The sequence below is a fragment of the Paenibacillus sp. GYB006 genome (assembly GCF_036577645.1).
GTDB lineage: Bacteria > Bacillota > Bacilli > Paenibacillales > Paenibacillaceae > Paenibacillus.
In genome coordinates this window covers 230,472-252,762 of sequence record NZ_JARBDA010000006.1, presented here as the reverse complement: position 1 = coordinate 252,762, position 22,291 = coordinate 230,472, and the positions used below count along the sequence as shown (strand labels likewise).

The 22,291-nt window shown below is 42.0% G+C and carries 23 protein-coding genes and 8 tRNA genes; 26 read left to right on the top strand and 5 right to left on the bottom strand.

Going from position 1 to position 22,291, the window contains the following annotated elements; all coding sequences use genetic code 11:
• Positions 1 to 49 precede the first annotated feature (49 nt).
• The 15 genes from PV403_RS16195 (at position 50) to PV403_RS16125 (ending at position 5,890) form a co-directional block, all read left to right on the top strand.
• Positions 50 to 123: transfer RNA gene (locus PV403_RS16195), tRNA-Trp, on the top strand.
• Between the two features lie 39 nt (positions 124 to 162).
• Positions 163 to 238: transfer RNA gene (locus tag PV403_RS16190), tRNA-His, on the top strand.
• A gap of 19 nt (positions 239 to 257) precedes the next feature.
• Positions 258 to 332, top strand: a tRNA-Gln gene (locus PV403_RS16185).
• A 7-nt stretch (positions 333 to 339) separates the two neighbouring features.
• Positions 340 to 414 (top strand) — tRNA-Gly (locus tag PV403_RS16180).
• An 8-nt stretch (positions 415 to 422) separates the two neighbouring features.
• Positions 423 to 496: transfer RNA gene (locus PV403_RS16175), tRNA-Cys, on the top strand.
• Positions 497 to 508: 12 nt separating this feature from the next.
• Positions 509 to 594, top strand: a tRNA-Leu gene (locus PV403_RS16170).
• Positions 595 to 605: 11 nt separating this feature from the next.
• A tRNA-Arg gene (locus PV403_RS16165) sits at positions 606 to 674 on the top strand.
• A gap of 15 nt (positions 675 to 689) precedes the next feature.
• A tRNA-Leu gene (locus PV403_RS16160) sits at positions 690 to 769 on the top strand.
• A gap of 346 nt (positions 770 to 1,115) precedes the next feature.
• The gene (locus PV403_RS16155) at positions 1,116 to 1,430 is read left to right on the top strand and encodes a LiaF transmembrane domain-containing protein (protein WP_213534162.1); all 315 of its coding nucleotides are present in this window, start codon (positions 1,116 to 1,118) and stop codon (positions 1,428 to 1,430) included.
• 35 nt (positions 1,431 to 1,465) lie between these two features.
• Entirely contained in the window at positions 1,466 to 2,137 is a 672-nt protein-coding gene (locus PV403_RS16150) for a PspA/IM30 family protein (RefSeq protein ID WP_332085264.1), read from the top strand.
• Between the two features lie 6 nt (positions 2,138 to 2,143).
• Positions 2,144 to 2,593: a PspC domain-containing protein gene (locus tag PV403_RS16145; RefSeq protein ID WP_213534158.1), complete on the top strand. Its 450-nt coding sequence runs from the start codon at positions 2,144 to 2,146 to the stop codon at positions 2,591 to 2,593.
• A 1-nt stretch (position 2,594) separates the two neighbouring features.
• Positions 2,595 to 3,293 (top strand): PspA/IM30 family protein, encoded by a 699-nt coding sequence (locus PV403_RS16140; RefSeq protein ID WP_332085263.1) that lies wholly within the window; start codon positions 2,595 to 2,597, stop codon positions 3,291 to 3,293.
• A 205-nt stretch (positions 3,294 to 3,498) separates the two neighbouring features.
• A complete protein-coding gene (gene liaF, locus PV403_RS16135; RefSeq protein ID WP_332085262.1) occupies positions 3,499 to 4,146 on the top strand; it encodes a cell wall-active antibiotics response protein LiaF in 648 nt (215 codons plus the stop codon).
• A gap of 27 nt (positions 4,147 to 4,173) precedes the next feature.
• Entirely contained in the window at positions 4,174 to 5,241 is a 1,068-nt protein-coding gene (locus PV403_RS16130) for a sensor histidine kinase (protein ID WP_213534154.1), read from the top strand.
• A gap of 4 nt (positions 5,242 to 5,245) precedes the next feature.
• Positions 5,246 to 5,890, top strand: coding sequence for a response regulator transcription factor (locus PV403_RS16125; protein ID WP_191802287.1), 645 nt, complete (start codon positions 5,246 to 5,248; stop codon positions 5,888 to 5,890).
• A 106-nt stretch (positions 5,891 to 5,996) separates the two neighbouring features.
• Here PV403_RS16125 and PV403_RS16120 read toward each other — a convergent pair whose 3' ends face one another.
• Positions 5,997 to 6,362 (bottom strand): hypothetical protein, encoded by a 366-nt coding sequence (locus PV403_RS16120; RefSeq protein WP_249717478.1) that lies wholly within the window; start codon positions 6,360 to 6,362, stop codon positions 5,997 to 5,999.
• Positions 6,363 to 6,708: 346 nt separating this feature from the next.
• Here PV403_RS16120 and zwf (PV403_RS16115) point away from each other — a divergent pair, with 346 nt between their 5' ends.
• On the top strand, positions 6,709 to 8,265 hold the full coding sequence (zwf, locus tag PV403_RS16115) for a glucose-6-phosphate dehydrogenase (RefSeq protein WP_213534152.1): 1,557 nt from the start codon (positions 6,709 to 6,711) through the stop codon (positions 8,263 to 8,265).
• 90 nt (positions 8,266 to 8,355) lie between these two features.
• Here the strand turns inward: zwf (PV403_RS16115) and PV403_RS16110 are convergent, their stop codons facing one another.
• On the bottom strand, positions 8,356 to 9,228 hold the full coding sequence (locus tag PV403_RS16110; RefSeq protein ID WP_213534150.1) for an SDR family oxidoreductase: 873 nt from the start codon (positions 9,226 to 9,228) through the stop codon (positions 8,356 to 8,358).
• Positions 9,229 to 9,587: 359 nt separating this feature from the next.
• Between PV403_RS16110 and PV403_RS16105 the strand changes: the two genes are divergently transcribed.
• Positions 9,588 to 11,171 (top strand): peptide chain release factor 3, encoded by a 1,584-nt coding sequence (locus tag PV403_RS16105; protein ID WP_213534148.1) that lies wholly within the window; start codon positions 9,588 to 9,590, stop codon positions 11,169 to 11,171.
• Between the two features lie 113 nt (positions 11,172 to 11,284).
• Here the strand turns inward: PV403_RS16105 and PV403_RS16100 are convergent, their stop codons facing one another.
• On the bottom strand, positions 11,285 to 11,518 hold the full coding sequence (locus PV403_RS16100; protein WP_191801862.1) for a small acid-soluble spore protein SspI: 234 nt from the start codon (positions 11,516 to 11,518) through the stop codon (positions 11,285 to 11,287).
• A gap of 121 nt (positions 11,519 to 11,639) precedes the next feature.
• Here PV403_RS16100 and PV403_RS16095 point away from each other — a divergent pair, with 121 nt between their 5' ends.
• The 3 genes from PV403_RS16095 (at position 11,640) to PV403_RS16085 (ending at position 14,330) form a co-directional block, all read left to right on the top strand.
• On the top strand, positions 11,640 to 12,311 hold the full coding sequence (locus tag PV403_RS16095) for a potassium channel family protein (RefSeq protein ID WP_213534195.1): 672 nt from the start codon (positions 11,640 to 11,642) through the stop codon (positions 12,309 to 12,311).
• A gap of 43 nt (positions 12,312 to 12,354) precedes the next feature.
• Positions 12,355 to 13,140, top strand: coding sequence for a TrmH family RNA methyltransferase (locus tag PV403_RS16090; protein ID WP_213534146.1), 786 nt, complete (start codon positions 12,355 to 12,357; stop codon positions 13,138 to 13,140).
• Between the two features lie 305 nt (positions 13,141 to 13,445).
• Positions 13,446 to 14,330, top strand: coding sequence for a DUF1002 domain-containing protein (locus PV403_RS16085; RefSeq protein ID WP_213534144.1), 885 nt, complete (start codon positions 13,446 to 13,448; stop codon positions 14,328 to 14,330).
• 184 nt (positions 14,331 to 14,514) lie between these two features.
• Here PV403_RS16085 and PV403_RS16080 read toward each other — a convergent pair whose 3' ends face one another.
• A complete protein-coding gene (locus PV403_RS16080) occupies positions 14,515 to 14,826 on the bottom strand; it encodes a winged helix-turn-helix transcriptional regulator (protein ID WP_213534193.1) in 312 nt (103 codons plus the stop codon).
• Positions 14,827 to 15,197: 371 nt separating this feature from the next.
• Here PV403_RS16080 and zwf (PV403_RS16075) point away from each other — a divergent pair, with 371 nt between their 5' ends.
• From zwf (PV403_RS16075) to yunB, 4 genes are all read left to right on the top strand, one after another.
• Positions 15,198 to 16,652 carry a glucose-6-phosphate dehydrogenase gene (zwf, locus tag PV403_RS16075; RefSeq protein WP_213534142.1) on the top strand — a complete coding sequence of 485 codons (1,455 nt, stop codon included), beginning with the start codon at positions 15,198 to 15,200 and terminating at the stop codon, positions 16,650 to 16,652.
• A 102-nt stretch (positions 16,653 to 16,754) separates the two neighbouring features.
• On the top strand, positions 16,755 to 17,648 hold the full coding sequence (gene gnd / locus PV403_RS16070; protein WP_213534140.1) for a phosphogluconate dehydrogenase (NAD(+)-dependent, decarboxylating): 894 nt from the start codon (positions 16,755 to 16,757) through the stop codon (positions 17,646 to 17,648).
• A 115-nt stretch (positions 17,649 to 17,763) separates the two neighbouring features.
• Complete coding sequence (gene fsa, locus PV403_RS16065; protein WP_213534139.1) at positions 17,764 to 18,429, top strand: fructose-6-phosphate aldolase; 666 nt, start codon at positions 17,764 to 17,766, stop codon at positions 18,427 to 18,429.
• 162 nt (positions 18,430 to 18,591) lie between these two features.
• Positions 18,592 to 19,437: a sporulation protein YunB gene (gene yunB / locus PV403_RS16060; RefSeq protein WP_213534137.1), complete on the top strand. Its 846-nt coding sequence runs from the start codon at positions 18,592 to 18,594 to the stop codon at positions 19,435 to 19,437.
• Positions 19,438 to 19,532: 95 nt separating this feature from the next.
• On the opposite strand, the gene PV403_RS16055 is transcribed toward yunB, so the two are convergent.
• Complete coding sequence (locus PV403_RS16055; protein WP_213534186.1) at positions 19,533 to 20,567, bottom strand: M23 family metallopeptidase; 1,035 nt, start codon at positions 20,565 to 20,567, stop codon at positions 19,533 to 19,535.
• Between the two features lie 237 nt (positions 20,568 to 20,804).
• On the opposite strand from PV403_RS16055, the gene lipA reads away from it, so the two are divergent.
• The gene (lipA, locus tag PV403_RS16050) at positions 20,805 to 21,692 is read left to right on the top strand and encodes a lipoyl synthase (protein WP_213534135.1); all 888 of its coding nucleotides are present in this window, start codon (positions 20,805 to 20,807) and stop codon (positions 21,690 to 21,692) included.
• Between the two features lie 60 nt (positions 21,693 to 21,752).
• Positions 21,753 to 22,268, top strand: coding sequence for a YutD family protein (locus PV403_RS16045; protein ID WP_213534133.1), 516 nt, complete (start codon positions 21,753 to 21,755; stop codon positions 22,266 to 22,268).
• Positions 22,269 to 22,291: the final 23 nt, after the last annotated feature.

Here is a 22,291-nt window from a genome sequence, read left to right as displayed (position 1 = left end):
CTCCCTTACGGGTTCGGTGGTTCGAATCCATCATCCTCCACCAGTTTTTAGGGGCATAGTTTAAAGGTAGAACAACGGTCTCCAAAACCGTTGGTGTGGGTTCAATTCCTGCTGCCCCTGCCAATTTTCAATTTTAGTATCATGATAAAGAATAATATTATGGCGGTCGTGGCGAAGGGGTTAACGCACCGGTCTGTGGCTCCGGCATTCGTGGGTTCAAGTCCCATCGATCGCCCCATTACATTCTTTATCACTGCTGGGGATTAGCCAAGCGGTAAGGCAACGGACTTTGACTCCGTCATGCATAGGTTCAAATCCTATATCCCCAGCCATTTATTTGCGGACGTGGCTCAGCGGTAGAGCATCGCCTTGCCAAGGCGAGGGTCGCGGGTTCGATTCCCGTCGTCCGCTCCAATATATTCGGCGCCATAGCCAAGTGGTAAGGCACAGCTCTGCAAAAGCTTTATCCCCAGTTCGAATCTGGGTGGCGCCTCCATTTTATTTATAAGCGGGAGTGGCGGAATCGGCAGACGCACAGGACTTAAAATCCTGCGGTAGGTGACTATCGTACCAGTTCAAGTCTGGTCTTCCGCATATCTAGTTATGCCCTAGCTCAGCTAGATAGAGTATTTGACTACGAATCAAAAGGTCCGGGGTTTGAATCTCTTAGGGCACATATAATAGAATAAGCCGGTGTGGCGGAATTGGCAGACGCGCGCGACTCAAAATCGTGAGGGAAACCGTGGGGGTTCGAGTCCCTTCACCGGCATAGATCATAAGGGTTATATTACTGAATTCAGTAATATAACCCTTATTTTGTTTTTCTATCATAAATATTAGATTATGGTTTGTGTGAGTTCGTGGCGTACATGGAACCTGAGGAAGTATATCGTGCTTGAATAGATCTATAGGTGTTTATAAGCTTAGATCCGCTTGTTGATCTGAGGTTGGTTTTAGTCAAGGTATACCCAGAGTTGTCTTAAAGGTCTTGGATGATCCCCGACCTGAGTCTAGGATAAAAAACCGTCCCCGGTCCGTTTTATAAAGCGCAGGAATTACCTAAAATAAAGACATAAGAAACACGTAGTATACGAAAGAGGCGGTGATAACAAATTATGAAGTATACAAAAGAGAAAAACTTGGCCATCATTCTGATCGCCATCGGAGCATTATTGTTACTTGGTAAATTTATTCCTTTTCTCGGTTTTATCTCTGGAACGATTATGAGCTACCTAATACCGGTGATTATGATTGCGATCGGGTATTACGGTATAAAAAGAGGGAATGCGCTTTTTGGTTACATCATACTGATTATCGGCGTACTTTACTTGCTCAGTAAACTTGCATGGCTTATCGGACCGCTTCTTGCGATTGGACTTATCATCTTCGGTATATCCATGTTAAGAGGTAGAGGAGTAAAAAGGTATTAAGGAAAGAGGAATAGAGAAAAGGGAGGTAAACAAGAATGAGTGTGTTTCGCCGAATGCGGGATATAACCGCAGCTACGATTAATGAACATTTAGAGCAAAGTCAAGATCCAGTGAAAATGATCGACCAATTTCTGATGGATACTAGAAATGAGATCGGTGAGGTAGAAAAACTGCATGCCCAGTATTCACGTCATACAAGACAATTGAAGCAGCAGGTTGATGAAGCCAAAGCTATGATCATCAAACGAGAAGAGCAAGCACTGCTTGCACTCAAAGCAGAAGAAGATCATCTTGCTAAACTGGCTCTTCAAGAAAAAATGCTATATGAAGAAAAATACAATCAATATATCGGACTTTATGAACAGAGCAGAGATGCTTTAACGGAGCTAGAAGAACAACTGAATCACTTAAAGACTGAATACCAAACGGTCTATAGCAAACGTCAATACTACTATGCACGAATGCAGACGATACAGCTCCAGCAGCGAATGAACGAACGAGCTGGCAAGATGGGAGGCACACAAATTCCAGGTATGTTTGGAAGACTGGAGGATCGGGTCTCAGATCTGGAATATGAAGCAAGAAGCCTTCGCGATCTTCGCCGAGACGAGCAAGAGCGTAATTCATTACAGCATTCCGTATCTGACTTACTTGAAAGAGAGCTTGCAAAGCTTAAGAAGAAGTTGGATTCCGGAGGAAAGGAGTAACTATTCATGAGTAAGCTATATCGCTCTAGACGTGATAAAAAAGTTACCGGATTACTTGGCGGTTTATCTCAAACGTTAGGTATGGATTCAACTCTGCTGCGGGTAATCTTTATTATAGTCACTTTCTTTACGGGTGTACCGATCTTCCTGTACTTTCTTGCTGCACTAGTTGTGCCGAAAGAACCCTTCCCGCCTTATGATCCATATGCTCCAGGACCTGGAATGGGAGGATACCATGGTGGAGGATTCTCTACCCCTCAACAAGGCTTTGACTCACAAGGTTATGGAACTCCTAGAGACAATCGTTATAACAGCAATCGTTTTGATAGAGGATTCGGGGCTCCAAAAGAAGATCATTTGGACTCCATGATGGAAGATATCGAGAAAAAAGCATTGAAGAAAGAAAACGAAGAACTTCGTAAAAAACTATCAAAGTATGAGAAGGGAGAATTATAAAATGGGAGTATTTAAAAGAATTAAAGATATGACAAAAGCGTCGGTAAATGAGGTTCTTGATAAAGTAGAAGATCCAATCGTGATGCTCAATCAGTACATTCGAGATATGGAAGCAGAAATTCGTGAAGCTGAGGTTACGGTTGCAAAACAAATGGCTAACGAGCGCCGTATGAAACAACGTTTGGAAGAAGCAGAGCGTCTTGGTGGACAACGTGAAGCACAAGCAGAATCTGCACTTATCAATGGTCAAGAAGAAGTAGCACGTAAGCTTCTGGAAGAAAAAATTTACTACGATCAAAAAGTATCTGAATATCAGAATCTGCATGCTGAATCTGAGACTCAAGCGAAAGAACTTGTACAACAACTGCATGATATGAAAGATGAGTTCTACAAAATGCGTAATAAACGTAACGAGCTTGTATCTCGTGCCCAAATGGCAAAAGCAAGAAAACAAATGTCCCAAATTAACAGTGTTCATTCCATTGAGAGCGGCAATGCATCACTAGGATTCCACCGTATGGAAGAAAAAATCATGCAACTGGAAGCAGAAGCAGATGTAATGCGCGCACCTTACAGCTCCAGCTCATATACTCCTAATTCGGTAGATCAGGAAAAACAATTCCAAGTCAATGAGCAGCTGGAAGCATTGAAAAGTAAATTAAATGGAAAAGCTTCAACTTCAGAAGCTCCAAAAGAATAAACTATCCAATGTAACATAGGATATGATATCCTAAGTATCGTGGAAAAGCCATACGGAGTTCATCCTTCGTATGGCCTTTTTACTGAAATAACATGAACTGTTGCATGGGGGATAATTCTTAGCTTTAATGCATGTAAATTAATGATATACATAACACGGATGAAAAGAGGCAACTCTGTTTATCCATAAAAAGGGGGTGTGACGAATGAGTAGAGGAAAGTCGCTGTTTGCTGTTCTGGCAATAGGGATTGGCTTAATGATGTTGCTGGGAAGATTTTTGAGTTTCTTTACTATCGTTGCACTGCTCTTATTGATCTTTGGATATTACAAACATAAATCAGGAGACACCAAAAAAGGTCGTACTTTGATGTGGACAGGAACAGCGATCATTATTCTAGACAATCTTATCCTCGTGGTAGGCATAATGTTGATTTCACTCGGTATTTTTTATTGGAAAGGGCGTAAAGTCCAGCCGCGTGAAGAATATATAATTCATCAGAACTTTATGTCTAATTATGCATGGGATCAAGCACCTTGGATTCTTCGCAATACCAGTATATGGCATGTTATAGGAGAAGTAGATGCGGATCTTTCTCTTGCACTTCCTGAAGAAAAAGAAACGGTTATTTATTTACAGGGTGTGATGGGAGATATTGACCTGTCGATCCCAGAGGATTACGGTGTAGAAATTGAAGCATTTGTGCTATTCGGAAGACAAAAGTTTGGAAACGACCAGAAAAGCGGTGGAATGAACAGATTGGTTTATCAATCTCCTGGATATGCAGGAAGTGAATACAAAGTTAAATTTGTGATTTCCTATTTAATTGGAGACCTTGATGTAAAACTAACGTAATACTATCTATAAGAGAGGAGGTTCCGGATGTATTCCGAAAAGACAAAAAACATGGTGACGCGCGGCATGGGACAGGGCATTCTGTTTTCTGTATTGCTGGGAGCTGTCATCATTTATATTCTTTCTTCTTATGGCTATTTAACTCCTTGGTCGACATGGGATCGATGGATTCCGTTCGGAGCAACTCTCGTATTATTGTTAGTAGGTGTGGGTGCTTGCTACGGATTCCTTCAAGCTTATCGAACAAAAGTGAAACTAGAGAGGTTGCGGGAGACATTATTGCAGTGGGAAAAAGGCAGCGTGATGAGAGCTGTTCCTGAGCTAGGAAGTGATGAGATCGGGAGACTGGGAGAACAACTCTCTCGTATCAGCAAAAAGTGGGAAGAGCAAGTGAGTTCTTTACAACGCTTGTCGACGAATAACGCACAGCTGGCAGAGAAGGCCCGGATCTCCGCTATCGTGGAGGAAAGACAGCGACTTGCTCGAGAACTGCATGATGCGGTATCTCAGCAGCTTTTTGCTATCTCGATGACGGCTACGGCAGTCGGGAGAACACTCGACAAAGATTTTAATCGTGCGAAGAGACAAGTGGCGCTCATCGAGGAGATGTCAGCTGTCGCACAATCCGAAATGAGGGCACTGTTGCTTCATTTGCGGCCTGTATATTTAGAAGGGAAACATCTTGAACAGGGCCTTAGAGAGTTGGTAAGAGAACTACAAGTGAAAGTTCCGATGGAAATACTGTTTGAGATGGATGAGAATATTCACTTGGTAAAAGGAGTGGAGAATCACCTCTTCCGCATTATTCAGGAAGCGATGTCTAATACCCTTAGACATGCAAAAGCAGAAAAGATGGAAATTCGGATACTGCGTAAAGATCAGGCAGTAAAGGTTGTCATTCGAGACGATGGAGAAGGTTTTGAATTAGATGATAAAAAACAGGCCTCCTATGGTCTTTCTAATATGCAGGAACGTGTGAACGAAATTGGAGGGTCTATTCTCTGGATTACAGCACCGGGTAAAGGAACAAGAATAGAAATTACCGTTCCTGTGATGGATGAAGAAAGTGAGGTAACGCCAGGTTATGGAAGATGAATTGATGGAAAGAAATATCAAAGTGCTTTTGGTCGATGATCACGAAATGGTACGAATCGGTCTTGCTGCAGTGCTGGATACCGAAGAAGGGATTGAGGTGATCGGAGAAGCAGGTAGTGGAGAAGAAGGCCTCCGGCTTGCTAAAGAGTACAAACCTGATGTAGTACTAATGGATCTCGTGATGGACGGGATGGACGGAATCGAAACCACTAGAGAACTGCTTAAACTACAGCCTGATTGCAAAGTGATTGTACTTACGAGTTATCTAGACGATGAAAAGATGTATCCCGTTATTGAAGCAGGAGCATTTAGTTACTTACTCAAAACGTCACGTGCTACAGAAATTGCAGATGCAATTCGGGCAGCGGATCGCGGACAGTCTGTACTGGAATCGCAAGTTGCATCCAAAATGATGAATCGTTTTAGGCAGCCTCCTGCGCAAATGAAAGCACATGAAGATTTAACAGATCGTGAAATGGATGTCTTGCGGTTGCTCGCTCAGGGTAAATCCAATCAAGACATTGCAGATACGCTAATCATTGGGATCAAGACAGTGAAATTTCATGTGACCAACATTTTAGCAAAACTCGATGTAGATGATCGTACGCAAGCTGCGATCTATGCTTATAAAAACGGATTAGCAGAATGAATATACATCTATGTAAGGTACGATTCTTATCTTCGTAAGGAAGAAAAGAGATTCGTACCTTTTTCATTTTTGAATAAGAGTTAAGGGAAGAGCGATTAAATTCAGATTAGATAAGGAATAACAAAGCCAGAGCTGTTAAACCTAAAGCCCAGCCCCATCCAGCTCCCCATCCGCCTCCATAGCCGTAACCGCCATAGCCGCCGTAAGGATAAAAACCTTTGATCTTTGCGTTTGGTTTACGTTTCTTTTTCTTTTTTGTCGTTTCTGTTTTTGGATTTGTTTCAAGAATGCTGGACTTGTATGCTCGGCATGGACGATATTGATTACGGCGTTCATCTGCAACGAAGATGTGGGTATTATTGCATGCTTTAAGTCTGCCGAAAATACGCCGGCCGTCTTTTGTTACCGCACAAATCATCTTTCCACAATGGCGGCTTAGTACCTCTGGAGTTAAAGGGTTAACAGGATACATATAGTACACCTCTTCATTAAATAAGATAGTAGTCAAGATATTTATATTCTTACAGAGTTAAATAGGTTTGGACGATGGACTAAGCGAGTGAAAATAACTCTACTTTTAAGGATTAAGTACGCCGATCAAGGTGAATATTAAAACAAAGGCATCAAAGTGAAGGTTTGATGAATGTTTATTGAAAGTAAAAGATTAGCAGAGAAAGTTCGTAGCTTTCGAAGGAACACTTATGCTAAAATGTCTTCAACATAAATGACTTTTCCTTATGTGGAAAAAGGCGATAGTTAACTGGAGACACATTTTAATATACTAAAAAATCTATGATATATAGGGGAAAGAAGGGGCCATGAATACGAATCAACCATTGGAATCACTCAAGACTTCGGGTGCCGTATTTTTTATTTTTGGTGCTACAGGAGATCTTGCTCGGCGCAAGCTATTCCCAGCCATTTATAGTCTGTACCGCGAAGGGAAATTAGCACAAGATTTTGCCGTTGTCGGTTTGGCACGTCGTCCGCGTACACGTGAAGAATTCCGACTTGATGTACATACATCCATCCAAGAATTTTGCCGCTATTCCTGTGATTCAATTGAAAGTGAAGAATGGACAACATTTGCAGAGCATTTCGAGTATCAGTCGCTTGATATTAATAATGTCGATGGTTTTCGTGAACTGCGTGTTCTGACTGAGGAACTAGAAACAAAGTTTGATATTCCGGGTAACCGCATGTTCTACCTGGCTTTGGCTCCTGAATTATTCGGCAGTGTGTCCTATAACTTAAAAGAGGGCGGGCTTCTAGAGAGCGCAGGGTGGCACAGACTTGTCATCGAGAAACCATTTGGATACGATCTAGCTTCGGCTGAGAAATTGAATGAACAAATTCGGGAAGTATTCCGCGAGGAAGAGATCTACCGTATAGATCATTATCTGGGTAAAGAAATGGTGCAAAATATTGAGGTTATTCGCTTTGGTAATGCATTCTTTGAACCTTTGTGGAATAACAAACATATTGCGAATATTCAGATCACACTTGGTGAAACGGTCGGAGTGGAAGAGCGCGGAGGATATTATGACGCAGCAGGTGCACTTCGGGACATGGGACAGAATCATATGCTGCAAATGCTCACCATGATCGCTATGGAGCCGCCTAGCAGATTGCTCCCTGAAGATATTCGTGATGAGAAGGTGAAAGTTCTTCGGTCACTTCGCCCTTATGCAACTAGCGATGATGTGAAGAATAACGTGGTGCGCGGCCAATACACAGCAGGTGAAGTGAGAGGCACTGAACTTCCTGGATATCGTCAGGAGGAGAAGGTGGATCCTAACTCTAATACAGAGACTTATTTTGCAGCCCGTGTATTTGTAGATAATTTCCGCTGGGCAGGAGTACCTTTTTATATTCGTACGGGGAAACGTCTTCCGGTGAAAACCACAGAGATTGTAGTCGAGTTTAAATCAATGCCAAACAATGTCTATTTGGGTCAAAAACATAAGCTCGAACCTAACTTGCTCGTTATTCGTGTGAACCCGATGGAAGGAATCTACATTAAGATTAATGCGAAAAAACCAGGGACAGACTCACAAATTGAGCCGCTCGCAATGGATTTCTGTCAGAGCTGTATGATTGGAATTAACTCTCCGGAAGCTTATGAACGACTTATTCATGATGCAGCAAAAGGGGATTCTACTTACTTTACTCGTTGGGATGAAGTAGCAACAGCTTGGTCATTCGTGGATCGGATTGCTGCTGCTTGGGCAGAGAATCCAGGCGATATTGAGACATATCCTGCGGGAAGTTGGGGACCGAAAGCAACAGAAGATCTACTGGCGAAAGATGGATACTTCTGGTGGCCGGTGAATGGTCAGGACGAAGATAATGTAGTGTGGATCAAAAATAATTAATTTGCATTACACTCATGAAAAAGCAGGTCACTCTCTACGGAGAATGCCTGCTTTTTCTCATCTTATTGTATAAGATTTATTGTATAAAGCTTAGGAAGACATCGTCATACCGCCGTTTACATGGATACACTGACCGGTCATGTAAGAACCTTCGTCAGAAGCAAGCAGCACGTAGGCTCCTACGTGCTCAGCTGGTTGTCCCGGACGCCCCATAGGTACATCCTGTCCAAAACTTTCTACCATGTCTTCGTTCATAGTAGAAGGGATGAGCGGAGTCCAAATTGGACCTGGAGCTACCATGTTTACTCGAATGTTTTTCTTAGCAAGACTTTGGGCCATACTGCGGGTAAACCCAACGATGGCTCCTTTGGTTGAAGTATAGTCAATAAATACTTGGTTCCCTACGTAAGGATTAACGGAAGTCGTGCTAATAATGGAGCTTCCTTCCTTAAGGTGCGGTACCGCATATTTAGTCATATAGAAAACGGAGTAGATATTTGTTTTAAATGTTTTATCCCATTGTTCACTCGTAATGTTCTCAATTCCTTCCACTACGAACTGAATCGCTGCATTATTGACGAGGATATCAAGTTTACCGAATTCTTGTACTGTTTTATCTACGATTTCTTTACAAGTGTTCTCATCTGATACATCGCCGGGAAGAAGCAGTGCTTTGACACCTTCTGCCTCAATATAATTTTTGGTTTCTTCTGCATCACCTTGCTCTTGATCGGAAAGATAGTTAATGGCTACGTGAGCACCTTCTTTTGCATAAGCAATGGCAACAGCACGCCCAATTCCGCTGTCTCCACCAGTAATAAGAGCCACTTTACCTTTTAATTTTTCACTGCCTTTGTAATCTAGAGGCTGAATGGGACGAGGATCCATTTGGGATTCTACGCCAGGTTGACTCGCTTGTGTTTGTTTTGGAGTTCCGTTTTTTTGTTGTTCGTAGATATTCATAAGTTGTCATCCTCCATTTAGCTAATAGGTTGTATCGTAAAATTACCCGTCTCATTTGTTCTAAAACAAAATATTTTCAAGAAATTAATAGATATAGGGAGGGAATATAGGTAAATATAATTGATGAATGTGGTACAATAGGAAAGTTGAATTAGTGGGATATATCATTTTAAGGAATGTAAAATTTGCTCTTGTAACGGAAGGAAGGTGGCACCCTTGTGAGTAACCAGCTAAAACTTTTGTTATGTTGTAGAGGCTTGCATGGGGACTCCTTATAGCCTCCTCATGAAGAGCCTATATGAAATAGATACTACACAGCTAGTTATATTAATTTACTGAAGGGTAAGAGGGATAACAAAATGAGTAAATCACAAGAACATGCTATACAGATAGAAGTCGACAAACGTCGTACGTTTGCGATTATTTCTCACCCGGATGCCGGGAAAACGACACTAACGGAAAAGCTTCTTTTATTCGGAGGCGCAATTCGCCTTGCAGGAACGGTAAAAGCGCGTAAGGCTAGCAAGCACGCGACGAGTGACTGGATGGAAATTGAAAAGCAACGGGGGATCTCTGTAACGTCTTCTGTTATGCAGTTTGATTATAATGGACACCGTATTAACATTCTTGACACTCCTGGTCACCAAGATTTCAGTGAGGACACGTATCGTACGCTTACTGCAGCCGATAGTGCAGTCATGCTGATTGACGTGGCTAAAGGGGTCGAGGCTCAGACGATCAAATTGTTCCAGGTCTGTGCAAAACGTGGAATTCCTATCTTTACGTTTATCAACAAATTGGACCGTGAAGGACAAAGCCCATTTGATCTGATGGAGGAGCTGGAGAACGTACTCGGAATTCGTTCGGTACCAATGAACTGGCCAATCGGAATGGGACGGGAACTTTGCGGAGTATATGATCGGATGAAAAATCAGGTTGAATTATTCCAAGGAGATGACCACTCCAACATCCAAGTACAAAAAGTAGACAGTTATGAAGACCCGGTAATTCGTGAGATGGCGGGTGAGTTCCTGCATGAGCAGTTGAAACAGGATCTAGAGCTGCTGGATGTTGCTGGAGACCCATTTGATTATGAGAAAGTATTAAAAGGAGAATTAACTCCGGTATTCTTTGGCAGTGCGGTGAATAACTTTGGGGTTCAAACCTTCTTAGAGAACTTCCTCGAACTTGCACCTAAACCTGAACCGCGCCGCAGTACGGAAGGTATGGTAGAGCCGACGAATGAGAAGTTCAGCGGATATGTATTCAAAATTCAGGCGAATATGAACCCTGCTCACCGTGACCGTGTTGCATTCCTTCGGATTGTATCAGGAAAATTCGAACGCGGAATGAGTGTACGCCATGTACGAGCAGGCAAAGAGATCAAGCTGTCTCAACCGCAGCAGTTTCTCGCCCAAGATCGAGATATCGTTCAGGAAGCTTATCCTGGAGATATTATCGGTTTGTTTGATCCCGGCATTTTCCGAATTGGAGACTCGCTAAGTCAAGGCGGTAATATTGTGTTTGATGAATTGCCAACATTCTCTCCTGAGATTTTCTCCAAAGTTACGGTTAAAAATGCCTTGAAACATAAACAGTATCAAAAAGGGCTTGACCAGTTAACCGAAGAGGGAACCATCCAGGTATTCCGTACAGCAAGCTTCGATGAAACCATTCTTGGCGTAGTTGGACAACTGCAATTCGAAGTATTTGAACATCGGATGAAAGCAGAGTATGGGGTAGATGTACAGTTACAACGTATGCCGTATCAGTTTGCTCGCTGGATTATTGATGAGAAAATTGATCCAAGTAAATTCCGGATTAACTCTGTACTTGTTAAGGATAAGAAAGATAATTATGTTGTCTTATTCGAAAATGAATACGCGATGAGAACAGCAATCGATAAAAACCCAACTGCTCAATTCCTTGAGATGGCGCCTTAAGCAGCTGATTCGTTAGAAGAGCAAGATATCGACGATATAATAAAAAATCCTCCGTCCCATTAATATGGGCCGGGGGATTTTTTTTTTTGCAGTAAAAGAAACAGATGTGGATCCTAGGTTAATGGTACGGGTTGAATGGTCTTTAAGTGTGCTTGCGCAACTTTAACGAGTTCATCCCGTTTCTCCGCGGAGAGCTGTTTCCAGATCATTTCAAAAATAGAGCCAAGCCCCGGCAATGCAGCTTCGGGACCGTCGACGGAACCTTCAATCATTTCCTTAAGCTCTTGATCGGTTTTACCGTGCACCTTGTGAACAATAGCTTGGCGCAAATCCATTACGATTGGCATTCGCTTGTCCCTCCAAATTCAGTCTTTTCCTGCATCTATACTGTTCCCCGCACTTCTCGCTTACATTCAAGTTTTTCAGACATTGTGGTATACTACGTAGGATGATAGCACCGCAGGAGGTATCCATATTATGGCTAAGAAGCAATATGCCGTCATCGGTATGGGCCGATTCGGATCCAGTGTCGCAAACGTTCTTAGCGATATGGGTTTTGATGTGCTCGCCATTGATCGGGATGAGCAAAGAACGCAAGAAATATCGAATGTAGTAACCCATGCGGTTTCTGCGGATTCTACAGATGAAGAGGCACTCAGGGCGCTTGGAATACGTAATTTTGACGTAGTGGTTGTCTCTATCGGGGAAGATATTCAAGCCAGCATTCTGACGACGCTGATCCTTAAGGATATGGGGATAACTACCTTGGTTGTAAAAGCGAAAACAGAACTACATGGCAAGGTGCTCGAAAAAATCGGTGCAGATAAAGTCGTTTATCCAGAAAGAGATATGGGCATGCGGGTTGCTCACCATCTGGCATCTCCTAATATCCTAGATTACATTGAACTATCGGATGATTATAGCATTCTTGAAATGAAAGCTTCTTCAAATATGGTAGGGCAAAATTTAAAACAGCTTGATATTCGTGCACGCTACGGATGCAACGTGATTGCTATTCGGCGAGGGACACAAATGAACATTTCTCCGTATGCAGAAGACAGCATACTTCAAGATGATGTTCTTATCATTGTAGGTCATAAAGATAATCTCAGTAAGATGGAACTGTCTTATTCGAAATAAGAAATAAATGAACTAGTGAAAGACATAAAGAAGGGAACTAAACATGGAAATTGCTTCTGTTAACAATCCTCGTGTTAAGGATTGGGCTCAGCTTCTCGAGAAGAAGCATCGAACGAGACAAGGGAAATACATCATCGAAGGCATACATCTGGTCCAGGAGGCGCTCGAGCATCATGCTGAGATCGAATGTATTGCTTATGATATGGATAAAGGCATCCCGAGTGAACTTAGCAGGTATGCGAGTACAGCGGGTGTAGAATGGATTGGGGTATCGGCTGCTGTTATTGCTAAATGTACAGATACGGTGACACCACAAGCGGTGTTTGCCGTTATTTGTAAAGATGATAAGCAAGCGGATGGACTACTCCGAAAACCGGATAGTCTCGTTATTGTGTTGGATCGGCTCCAGGATCCTGGAAATGTGGGCACGATTATCCGCAGTGCAGACGCTGCGGGGGCAGATGGTGTTATTTTGGGACGCGGAAGCGCGGATGTGTATAATCCGAAGACCATCAGGTCAACGATGGGATCGTTTTTTCACCTTCCGGTTGTAGAAGCTGATCTTAGTGTAATCCTCCCTGAGGCAAAAGAAGCAGGCGTAACTCTGGTGAGCACTTCACTTGCTGCGGATCACTCCTGTTATTCCTATGATTTCAAAGGTTCTCGCTGGATCGTGATTGGTAACGAGGGAAGTGGTGTATCCGAAGAAGTAGGGAGCCTCGTTGATGATGCTGTTATTATCCCAAGCAAGGGACAAGCAGAGTCACTGAATGCGGCGATGGCAGCAACTGTACTTCTGTTTGAAGCAATGCGTCAGCGCCATTTCTAACAATTGAAAACGAGCTAAGATCGACTATCCTTGAGCAGCTCATGCTCTGGATAGTTTTTATTTATGTCTAAAATCATGAAATCAAATCGGTGAATATTTAATCTAGTCTATATTTATTTTGGAACTTTTTTGACGGAGGATGCGTCTTTTATTACAAGCGGGAAGCATCTTAAGGCAGAGCGAAGGACAACCATGGTATACTATGGAGGCTGAGCTATATCTATTGATAAATAGAGAAGAGAGCTCTGCTGTATTTTAGCTATGAAAGAAAAAACAGATGATTTACGTTAAAAAGGAGAGTCATAATGAACATTCTACGTAAATGGACAGCTCTTGTGCTGTCGGCGCTTCTCATTGTAGCTGTATATAGTCCTATAGCAGCTTATGCCGACGCAGCCGAGGGTGATGTCATTATCATTCTAGGAGAAAATTTAACGAATGATCAAAAAGTAAAAGTGTTGGCTGATTTGGAAGCACCAAGTGGTGCTACAGAATTAACTGTTACTAACGAAGAGGAACATAAATATCTGGGAAGTTATTTATCTAAAGCACAAATTGGCACCAGAGCACTTAGTTCTGCCAAGATTGTGATCGGTAAGGCAGGCAGCGGACTATCCGTAACTACGAATCATATTAACTGGGTAACGAGTGATATGTACCTGAATGCGATGATTACAGCTGGAGTTAAAGATGCACACGTGATGATTACAGCTCCATTTGACGTATCTGGAACCGCGGCCCTTACGGGAATCATAAAAGCTTATGAAACAACAACAGATACTAAAATACCGGAAGAACAAAAACAAGTAGCAAATGAGGAAATTGTAAAAACTGCAAAGCTCTCTGATTCGATTGGAGCGGAAGAAACAACAACCCTGATGACGAATATTAAAGAGCAGCTTGCAGAGAAACAGCCTCAGACAAGAGAAGCGATGCAGTCCTTAGTGGAAGATACAGCTAATAACCTAAACATTGCGATACCAGAAGCTCAATTGAATGGACTGGTAGACCTCTTCATGAACATGAAAGATGCCAATATTAACTGGAATGCTGTCGGGGAACAGTTAGATCAAGCGAAGCAGCAGTTTACTGATTTTATTGAATCAGACACAGGACAAGGAATTATCGCCAGCATTAAAAATTTCTTCGTAGGACTTATTGATGCAATAAAAAGTTGGTTCTCATCCTAATTATAAAATGCCGAAGTACGTAAAAATGATCTAATCTCATTTTACGTAGCTTCGGTTTTTTTTGTAGAATTTCGGGTCAAATCATCCCTAATAAATGACAAAAACCTTCCAAATTTCTCATTCTAATGGGATTGGGAGGTTCTTGTTTAGGTCTGGTTTGTTGATTCAATCATTTTTTATGCGTTTATAACCATTCTTTAGCCCAACGTCCAACTGCATGAAGTGCTCGGGCAAGTTCGGTTCCCTTTCGAGTTAAGGAGTATTCCGTGCGTACTGGCCGATCTGCAATTACATTTCGAAGGATAATTCCTTCTTCTTCTAGTTCTTTCATTCGTTCTACGAGTACTCGCTTACTTAGATCGGGAATCAGGGCATGTATTTCACTGAATCGCTTTGGTTCTTCCATCAAGGTGTGAATGATGGGTGCAACCCATTTTCGTCCAATGATTTGGTAGGACTGGGTCACTTTTTCACACATCTTCAAGTAACTTGACATGGATTCTTGGTCCATTGTAAAAGCCCCCTTCACGTAGGATTGTTTACTATAAGTAACTGTGAATTTCAATGGACTATATCACACTTTTTTTAGATCATTTATTAGTATAACTAATAGAATAGCATAGGAAGCTTTGCCATAACAGAATAAAATCAATGTTCACAGATTGGACATTTTTTATTGACGAATGTTGTCGGAAGGGTGTATTATGGTTACATAATCTTAACTGGTTACATTTAATAACCTAATAAAAGAGAAAGTTGATGATTCAGCATTCTACTTTCGATGTTATGTATAGACAGAATGTGCACGCAACGTTCTTCACATGCTAATGTCGCACATTATAGAGTAAATATCAGGAGGCAATACGCATGGAAGCAATGACATTTGTCCTGTTCGGGGCTACAGGCGATCTAGCCAAAAGAAAAATATATCCGGCACTTTACAATTTATATGTCGATGAGAAGATGCCAAAAGCATTTTCGGTAATCGGCCTCGGAAGAAGAGAAGTATCTGATGTTGATTTTCAAGCCCGAGTAGAGGAATCATTACATACATTCTCTCGCCGGTCACCAGAAGATGCAGCTAAGGTTCGCGATTTCTTAGGTGCATTTCGTTATACGTCATTAAATAATAAAAACGTAGAAGATTACAAGAAACTGCTAGAGGTTGTGGAACGCCGTGAACAAGAACTGGGCATTCCGCAGAATCGGATGTTCTATTTGTCCGTAGCACCGGAGTTCTTTGAACCCATCGCTGAAAACATTAAAGAAAGCGGTTTGGGATCAGGAAAAGGTTGGAAACGAATGATTATTGAAAAACCTTTCGGGCATGACCTAAGTTCAGCACGTCGTCTGAATGAGAAACTCAGCAATACTTTTGCAGAAAATGAAATCTACCGGATTGACCACTTCCTTGGTAAACCTATGGTTCAGAACATGGAAGTCTTTAGTGCGACTAACCCTGTTATTCAAGCTCTATGGGGTAACCACTATGTATCCAACATTCAAATTACAGCAAGTGAAACGGTAGGAGTAGAGGAAAGAGCAGCGTATTATGACCAAAGCGGTGCAGTACGTGATATGTTCCAGAATCATATGCTGCAGTTGCTTATGATGGTGGCTCTACATCTACCGAAGAAATCTTCTCCAGAAGAGATTCGTTTTAAAAAGAAAAGTACAGCAGAGGCACTCATTCCTCTTTTACAGGAAAAACTGAATGAGAACGTTGTTCGTGCACAATATCGCGCAGGCGAGCTGCAAGGTAAATCTGTGGTGGCATATGTAGACGAACCTGGTGTTGAGTCATCCTCTCAGAATGATACGTACTTTGCTGCACGTGTATTTCTGGATGATCCGTTCTGGAATGAAGTTCCTTTCTATATTCGCACAGGTAAGCGTCTTAAAGAAAAATCCACACGAATTGTCGTTGAATTTAAGCGTCCGCTCAACACAGGAATTCCTGTGGATGAAAATCTAGGTGCCAATCTGCTCATTATTGATATTGGTCCAAAAGAAGGAATTCGCATTCAATTGAATGCAAAAAGTCCGATGCACCACGATACGATTGAACCGATGGAACTCAGTTATAGTTCATCTTACGATAATGTTCCAGAAGCTTACGAGAATCTTATCTTTGATGCCTTACGTGGAGATGCAACCTTCTTTGCACATTGGGATGAAGTAGAATTGTCCTGGAAATGGGTACAGCCTATTCTAGATGCATTTACAGCAAATGAAGTACCGCTTCATTATTATGAAGCAGGTACAGAAGGTCCGAAAGCTGCGGAAGAACTTCTTGCTCAAGATGGTAACGAGTGGCATTAACATTGAATAGCTGATCTTACGCGTTATCCAGCTGGTTTAAGCTGATGACATATACAGTTTCACTACATTTTAGATTGAGCATAATTTAGGAGGCACTTGGACATGAAAGTAGGATTAATTGGTTTAGGTAAAATGGGACTGAATCTAGGTAGAAATCTGATCGACCATAAGCATGAAGTGGTTGCTTATGATTTGAATGAAAAAGCAGTTTCAGAGATGAAAGAATACGGTGCAACAGGCGTTTCTTCTTACAAAGAAATGGCAGAATCCATGGAATCACCAAGAATCCTATGGATTATGGTACCGCACTCTGTAGTTGATGGAGTAATTAATGACTTGATTCCAATATTGTCCAAAGGTGACATTGTTATTGAAGCAGGTAACTCTCATTATAAAGAATCGATTCGTCGTTATGAGCAGTTGAAAGAACATGGCATCCATTTCATGGACGTAGGTACTTCTGGCGGTATGGAAGGTGCACGTAACGGTGCATGTTACATGATTGGCGGAGATGAAGAAGCATGGAATATCGTTGAACCGCTATTCAAAGACACAGCCGTAGAGAATGGTTATCTATATGCGGGTAAAGCCGGCAGCGGACATTTTCTGAAAATGGTTCACAATGGAATTGAGTACGGTATGATGGCATCGATTGGTGAAGGATTTGAAGTACTCGAGAAAAGTGATTATGACTTTGACTATGAAAAAGTAGCACGCGTATGGAACAATGGTTCGGTTATTCGTTCATGGCTGATGGAACTTACAGAGCGTGCCTTCTCCAAAGATTCAAACTTAGATGAGATTCGCGGGGTTATGCACTCTTCCGGTGAAGGGAAATGGACAGTTGAAACGGCATTTGATCTACAAGCAGCTACTCCAGTTATCGCTCTTTCCCTTCTTATGCGTTATCGTTCCCTGGAGAATGATACGTTTACAGGTAAAGTGGTAGCGGCACTTCGGAATGAATTTGGCGGACATGCGGTAGAGAAAAAATAATAAAATTATAAAATGTGTTTAAAATATATGCCAATGTTTATATATAAATGTTGGCATATATTTATATCTATTTGCTATTGACCTATTATTTAAAAAATATGGAGGGCATGTCATTATGAAATTTTTCTTAGATACTGGGAATGTTGAACAAATTAAAAGAATTCATCGTCTGGGTCTGGTAGATGGCGTAACGACGAATCCTTCTCTAATTGCTAAAGAAGGTCGCGTTTTTAAAGACGTGATCAAAGAAATTACTTCTTTTGTAGAAGGTCCTGTCAGTGCTGAAGTGATTGGTACTAAAGCAGAAGACATGTTAAAAGAAGCAGAAGAAATCGCAACTTGGGCACCGAATGTGGTTATTAAATTGCCAATGACTGAGGATGGTCTATATGCGACGAACGAACTGAGTAAAAAAGGAATTAAAACCAATGTTACATTGGTTTTCTCAGCGGCTCAAGGTCTCATGGCAGCAAAAGCGGGGGCAACATTCATCAGTCCATTTGTTGGACGTCTTGATGATATCTCAGTGGATGGAATGCAGCTTATCCGTGATTTGCGTCAGATCTTGGATACGTATAACCTACCTGCCGAAATCATTGCAGCAAGTATCCGTAACATTAAACATGTAGAGGATGCGGCTCTGGCAGGTGCGCATATTGCAACGATTCCGGGTACACTGGTGCCAACTTTATGGAAACATCCGCTTACGGATAGTGGGATTGAGCGTTTCCTTAAAGATTGGGAGTCCGTTCCTCAAGATGCGAAACCACCAATGAAATAACTTGAAATGCTATCTTTAATCATTCAGGTTGATAAGAAGAGAATTCCTACGGGAGTTCTCTTTTTTTATATACCACTACGCAGAACATAAGGCTTGCTTCTTTTTTTAGGTCAGGCTGCATAGATTAAAAAAAGGAACCTCTCTCAAGGGAGGAATGCGTGCATGGCATTCAGAAGATCTAGGTGGAGAAATCAGCGGCAAAAAACAGGGGGACACTGGAAAAAGTGGGTACTGATCATCATGCTGGTGATTGTGATTTTGACGGTGCAATCTGCTGCATACATAGAGCGGAATCTGAAGCCTCCCATTATGCATCTAGCTAAAATCAGAGTGAAACAGCTGGCGACAGAAGCGATTAACAAAGCCATAACGAGTCAAATTGCAGATGGCAAACCGTCTGATGATCTCATTGAGTGGAAAACGGATACCAAGGGAAAGATCAGTGGTTTTATGCTGAATTACGATGAGCACATGAGAATTACTTCCAATGCGTTATCTATTGTTCAAACTACACTACAAGATATGGAGTCATTCAGAGACCATATTCCACTCGGGCAAGCGCTGGGAAGTACGATTTTGTCCTCTTTTGGTCCTAAAGTGCCCATTCGGATTGAACCACAAGGCGCGGTAAAAGTAGATCTCAGCACGAGACAGCAAAATGCGGGAATCAATATGATTTTGGTCGAGGTATATATTCACATCATTGCTGAGGTGGCTGTTGTAGTCCCGCTCGATATGGAACCGGAAATAGTGGACACGGAGCTGCCGATTTCCTACTTGCTTGTTGTTGGAGATGTGCCTATGTATTATTACGATAATCAAGGACGTCCTGTAGGAGATAATGGAGCAAGTGCACCAAGTTTAGCGCTTCCTTCTTTACCATCAGCTACAGCACCGAGCACGGGAGTAACAACCCCGGATGCAAGCAGCACCGTCCCCAAGAACGAGGGGAATAGTCAGCTCTATCTAGAAGAGCCGGAACCTCTTTTGCCAAATGGTAATGAGTGAGTGAGAAAAATTGAACCTGGATCGTAAAAAAAGAAAGTGACTTGTACAAGAATCGTCTGTTTCCAGAGGATGCTTACGTAACAAGTCACTTAAAATTACGGTGAGGTTTTCTTTTTCTTTTTGGCTTGTAAAGCTTTACGTTCTTCATTCTCCCAGCGATGCAGTGATGGATAGGGATCAAAAGACCATTCGGTAAGCCCTGTATCCCGGTAAATACCATAATGCAGATGAGGAGGGAATTTCCCCTGTGTCCCTGGCTTACCATAACCGGAGCTTCCTACCCATCCAATGGTTTGTCCTGGAGTCACAATACTGCCTACGTGTATACCCTTCTCGAAGCCAGACAAATGCGCATAGTAGTGATAGTGGTTGTCTAGGTCCCTTATTCCCACGCGCCATCCTCCAAATGGATTCCAGCCTTTAATTTCAATAATTCCATAACAAGTACTTCGGACCGTCAGGCCATGATGGGCAAAAAGATCTGTTCCCTCATGAATTCGCCGTCCACCCCAGCTGCGGCTTGTTCCCCAGGTGCTTCGGTAAGAGTACACGGTACCTAAAGGTAAAGGGAATGCATGCTCTGAAAGCTCAAGCGTATCAAAGTGCTTATAGATTCTGGCGAATTGCTGTATTCTTTGAACCGCTCTTGTGTTTTGGTAATAGTGCCATAGAGAGATACCGATATCATCTGCCGATATCCCATATTTTGAAGCAACACGAGACATGGTAAAAAGTACATCCACGTTATTCTCTGGGTCTGCTTTCTGATCACCAGTTCCATCTAGTCCAAGTCCACCAAAGAGGGCAATGGACATAGGATTCTTATCCTGCTGATCTGGATTTAAAATTCCTGCCCACCTTCGAGATTCAAAAAAGATACCTGTTAACCGCTCTTCGTGTGCGCGGTCCTTCGGATGCGCTTTTGTCATCGTCCGCTCATACTGATCAATCGCTGCAAGATAATACCAAGGAACGCCGCTCACCATACTTATTTGGTCATATAATGCCTTGCGTTCTCTATAAATATCTTGAGCACTTGGCGGATTTACAGGTTTCTCCTGAGCAAAGACATCAGCTGGTGTGAGTGAGGCAAAGAAAGAGAGAGTGAGTGTGACTTTCAGACAAAGCATTCGCCAGTTATGTTTTTTGTATATCCGTAACAACAGATACTCCTCCTTTCTTCGTTTCCGCTCAAAGTTATGTTTAGGTTCACACAACTCTCTTGTTTTTATGCCTTATCATGAAAAAAAGAATCGGGAGCGTAAAGAAGAAATGATAAGAAATGGAGGTTATTACCATAAAATTCATGTTATAATGTGTCCGTGCGATAGTTTAATACATCTCGATATAGAAAAGAGGGTACTTCCTTGGGGAGCAAAGTGAAAGAACCTAAACCAGAGTGGATTAAGATAAAACTAACCGCAGGTGAAGAGTATCAAGAAATTAAAACAATGATGCGTTCAAAAACCCTTCATACGGTCTGCGAAGAAGCACGTTGTCCTAATATTTATGAATGCTGGGCAAACCGTACAGCAACTTTTATGATTCTTGGAGATATTTGTACAAGAGCCTGCCGATTCTGTGCAGTAAATACGGGTCTGCCTACTGAGCTTGATTTACAGGAGCCGGAACGTGTTGCTGAAGCGGCAGAACAGATGAATTTACAGCACTGTGTAGTGACGAGTGTAGCGAGGGATGATCTTACAGATGGAGGAGCTTCCATTTTCGCAGAAACAATCAAAGCAATACGCAGAAAACTACCTTTATGTAGTGTCGAGGTACTCATTCCTGATTTTCTAGGGAATAAGGAGGCACTGCAAATCGTCATGGATGCAAAACCGGATATTTTAAATCATAATATTGAAACGGTAGAACGCTTGTCTGATCAGGTTCGTGCCAAAGCTAAGTATGAACGTTCTCTTGAATTGCTTAAAAGATCAAAAGAAATGAATCCAGATATACCAACCAAATCAAGTATTATGCTGGGGCTTGGGGAAGAGTGGGATGAAATTCTTCAGACAATGGACGATTTGAGAGCAGTCGATTGTAATATTATGACGATTGGGCAATATCTACAGCCTTCGGACAAGCATTTATATGTAAAAAGGTATGTAACGCCTGAAGAATTCGCGGAACTAAAAAAAGAAGGTCTGGCTCGAGGATTCAGTCATGTGGAATCAGGACCTATGGTTAGAAGTTCATATCATGCACATGAACAAGTAAAGTCTGCCGCGAATGCAAATAATGTAGTATAGTAGGAGTAAGCCTTTGCATGAAAAAGAAGGCGGTTCGGATAGAAGGGAAGGAAGACGGTTTTGATTCAGATCAGCGGCAAAACTTATGAAGTCTTGCAGGACTATAGAAACGGTTGGAATCCGGAAGCCTTTCGTGATCGGTATAGCGATGTCCTTGAACGATATGATTATATTATTGGGGATTGGGGCTATAATCAACTGAGACTTAAAGGATTTTACCGAGAGAACCACCCGAAGGCGAATAAAGATACTTCGATTACGGGCATGGTTGATTATATTAACGAATATTGTAATTTTGGTTGTGCTTATTTTGTACTTCATAAGCAAAAAGAGCAAAAAGAACCTAAGGATTCAAAAGAGAAAGAATTTAAAGAAGCTAAAGAATCTAAAGAATCCCAACCAAAAGAGCCTAAAGAGCCTAAAGATCCTAAAGAGCTTAAAGAGTTTAAAGAACCAAAAGAACCAAAAGAACCAAAAGAGTCAAAAGAACATAAAGAACATAAAGAATCTAGAGAGCGCAAGTTCTCTAAGGAGAACAAAACAAAAGAAGAAGCTACAGCAAAAAGCGGTTCCTGAGTAGGAACCGCTTTTTGCTGTAG

Bases quoted from the DNA above. Each gene is read 5' to 3' on its own strand.
- PV403_RS16155 (WP_213534162.1), top strand. From the start codon at position 1,116: ATGAAGTATACAAAAGAGAAAAACTTGGCCATCATTCTGATCGCCATC.
- PV403_RS16150 (WP_332085264.1), top strand. From the start codon at position 1,466: ATGAGTGTGTTTCGCCGAATGCGGGATATAACCGCAGCTACGATTAAT.
- PV403_RS16145 (WP_213534158.1), top strand. From the start codon at position 2,144: ATGAGTAAGCTATATCGCTCTAGACGTGATAAAAAAGTTACCGGATTA.
- PV403_RS16140 (WP_332085263.1), top strand. From the start codon at position 2,595: ATGGGAGTATTTAAAAGAATTAAAGATATGACAAAAGCGTCGGTAAAT.
- liaF (WP_332085262.1), top strand. From the start codon at position 3,499: ATGAGTAGAGGAAAGTCGCTGTTTGCTGTTCTGGCAATAGGGATTGGC.
- PV403_RS16130 (WP_213534154.1), top strand. From the start codon at position 4,174: ATGTATTCCGAAAAGACAAAAAACATGGTGACGCGCGGCATGGGACAG.
- PV403_RS16125 (WP_191802287.1), top strand. From the start codon at position 5,246: ATGGAAAGAAATATCAAAGTGCTTTTGGTCGATGATCACGAAATGGTA.
- PV403_RS16120 (WP_249717478.1), bottom strand. From the start codon at position 6,362: ATGTATCCTGTTAACCCTTTAACTCCAGAGGTACTAAGCCGCCATTGT.
- zwf (WP_213534152.1), top strand. From the start codon at position 6,709: ATGAATACGAATCAACCATTGGAATCACTCAAGACTTCGGGTGCCGTA.
- PV403_RS16110 (WP_213534150.1), bottom strand. From the start codon at position 9,228: ATGAATATCTACGAACAACAAAAAAACGGAACTCCAAAACAAACACAA.
- PV403_RS16105 (WP_213534148.1), top strand. From the start codon at position 9,588: ATGAGTAAATCACAAGAACATGCTATACAGATAGAAGTCGACAAACGT.
- PV403_RS16100 (WP_191801862.1), bottom strand. From the start codon at position 11,518: ATGCCAATCGTAATGGATTTGCGCCAAGCTATTGTTCACAAGGTGCAC.
- PV403_RS16090 (WP_213534146.1), top strand. From the start codon at position 12,355: ATGGAAATTGCTTCTGTTAACAATCCTCGTGTTAAGGATTGGGCTCAG.
- PV403_RS16085 (WP_213534144.1), top strand. From the start codon at position 13,446: ATGAACATTCTACGTAAATGGACAGCTCTTGTGCTGTCGGCGCTTCTC.
- PV403_RS16080 (WP_213534193.1), bottom strand. From the start codon at position 14,826: ATGTCAAGTTACTTGAAGATGTGTGAAAAAGTGACCCAGTCCTACCAA.
- zwf (WP_213534142.1), top strand. From the start codon at position 15,198: ATGGAAGCAATGACATTTGTCCTGTTCGGGGCTACAGGCGATCTAGCC.
- gnd (WP_213534140.1), top strand. From the start codon at position 16,755: ATGAAAGTAGGATTAATTGGTTTAGGTAAAATGGGACTGAATCTAGGT.
- fsa (WP_213534139.1), top strand. From the start codon at position 17,764: ATGAAATTTTTCTTAGATACTGGGAATGTTGAACAAATTAAAAGAATT.
- yunB (WP_213534137.1), top strand. From the start codon at position 18,592: ATGGCATTCAGAAGATCTAGGTGGAGAAATCAGCGGCAAAAAACAGGG.
- PV403_RS16055 (WP_213534186.1), bottom strand. From the start codon at position 20,567: ATGCTTTGTCTGAAAGTCACACTCACTCTCTCTTTCTTTGCCTCACTC.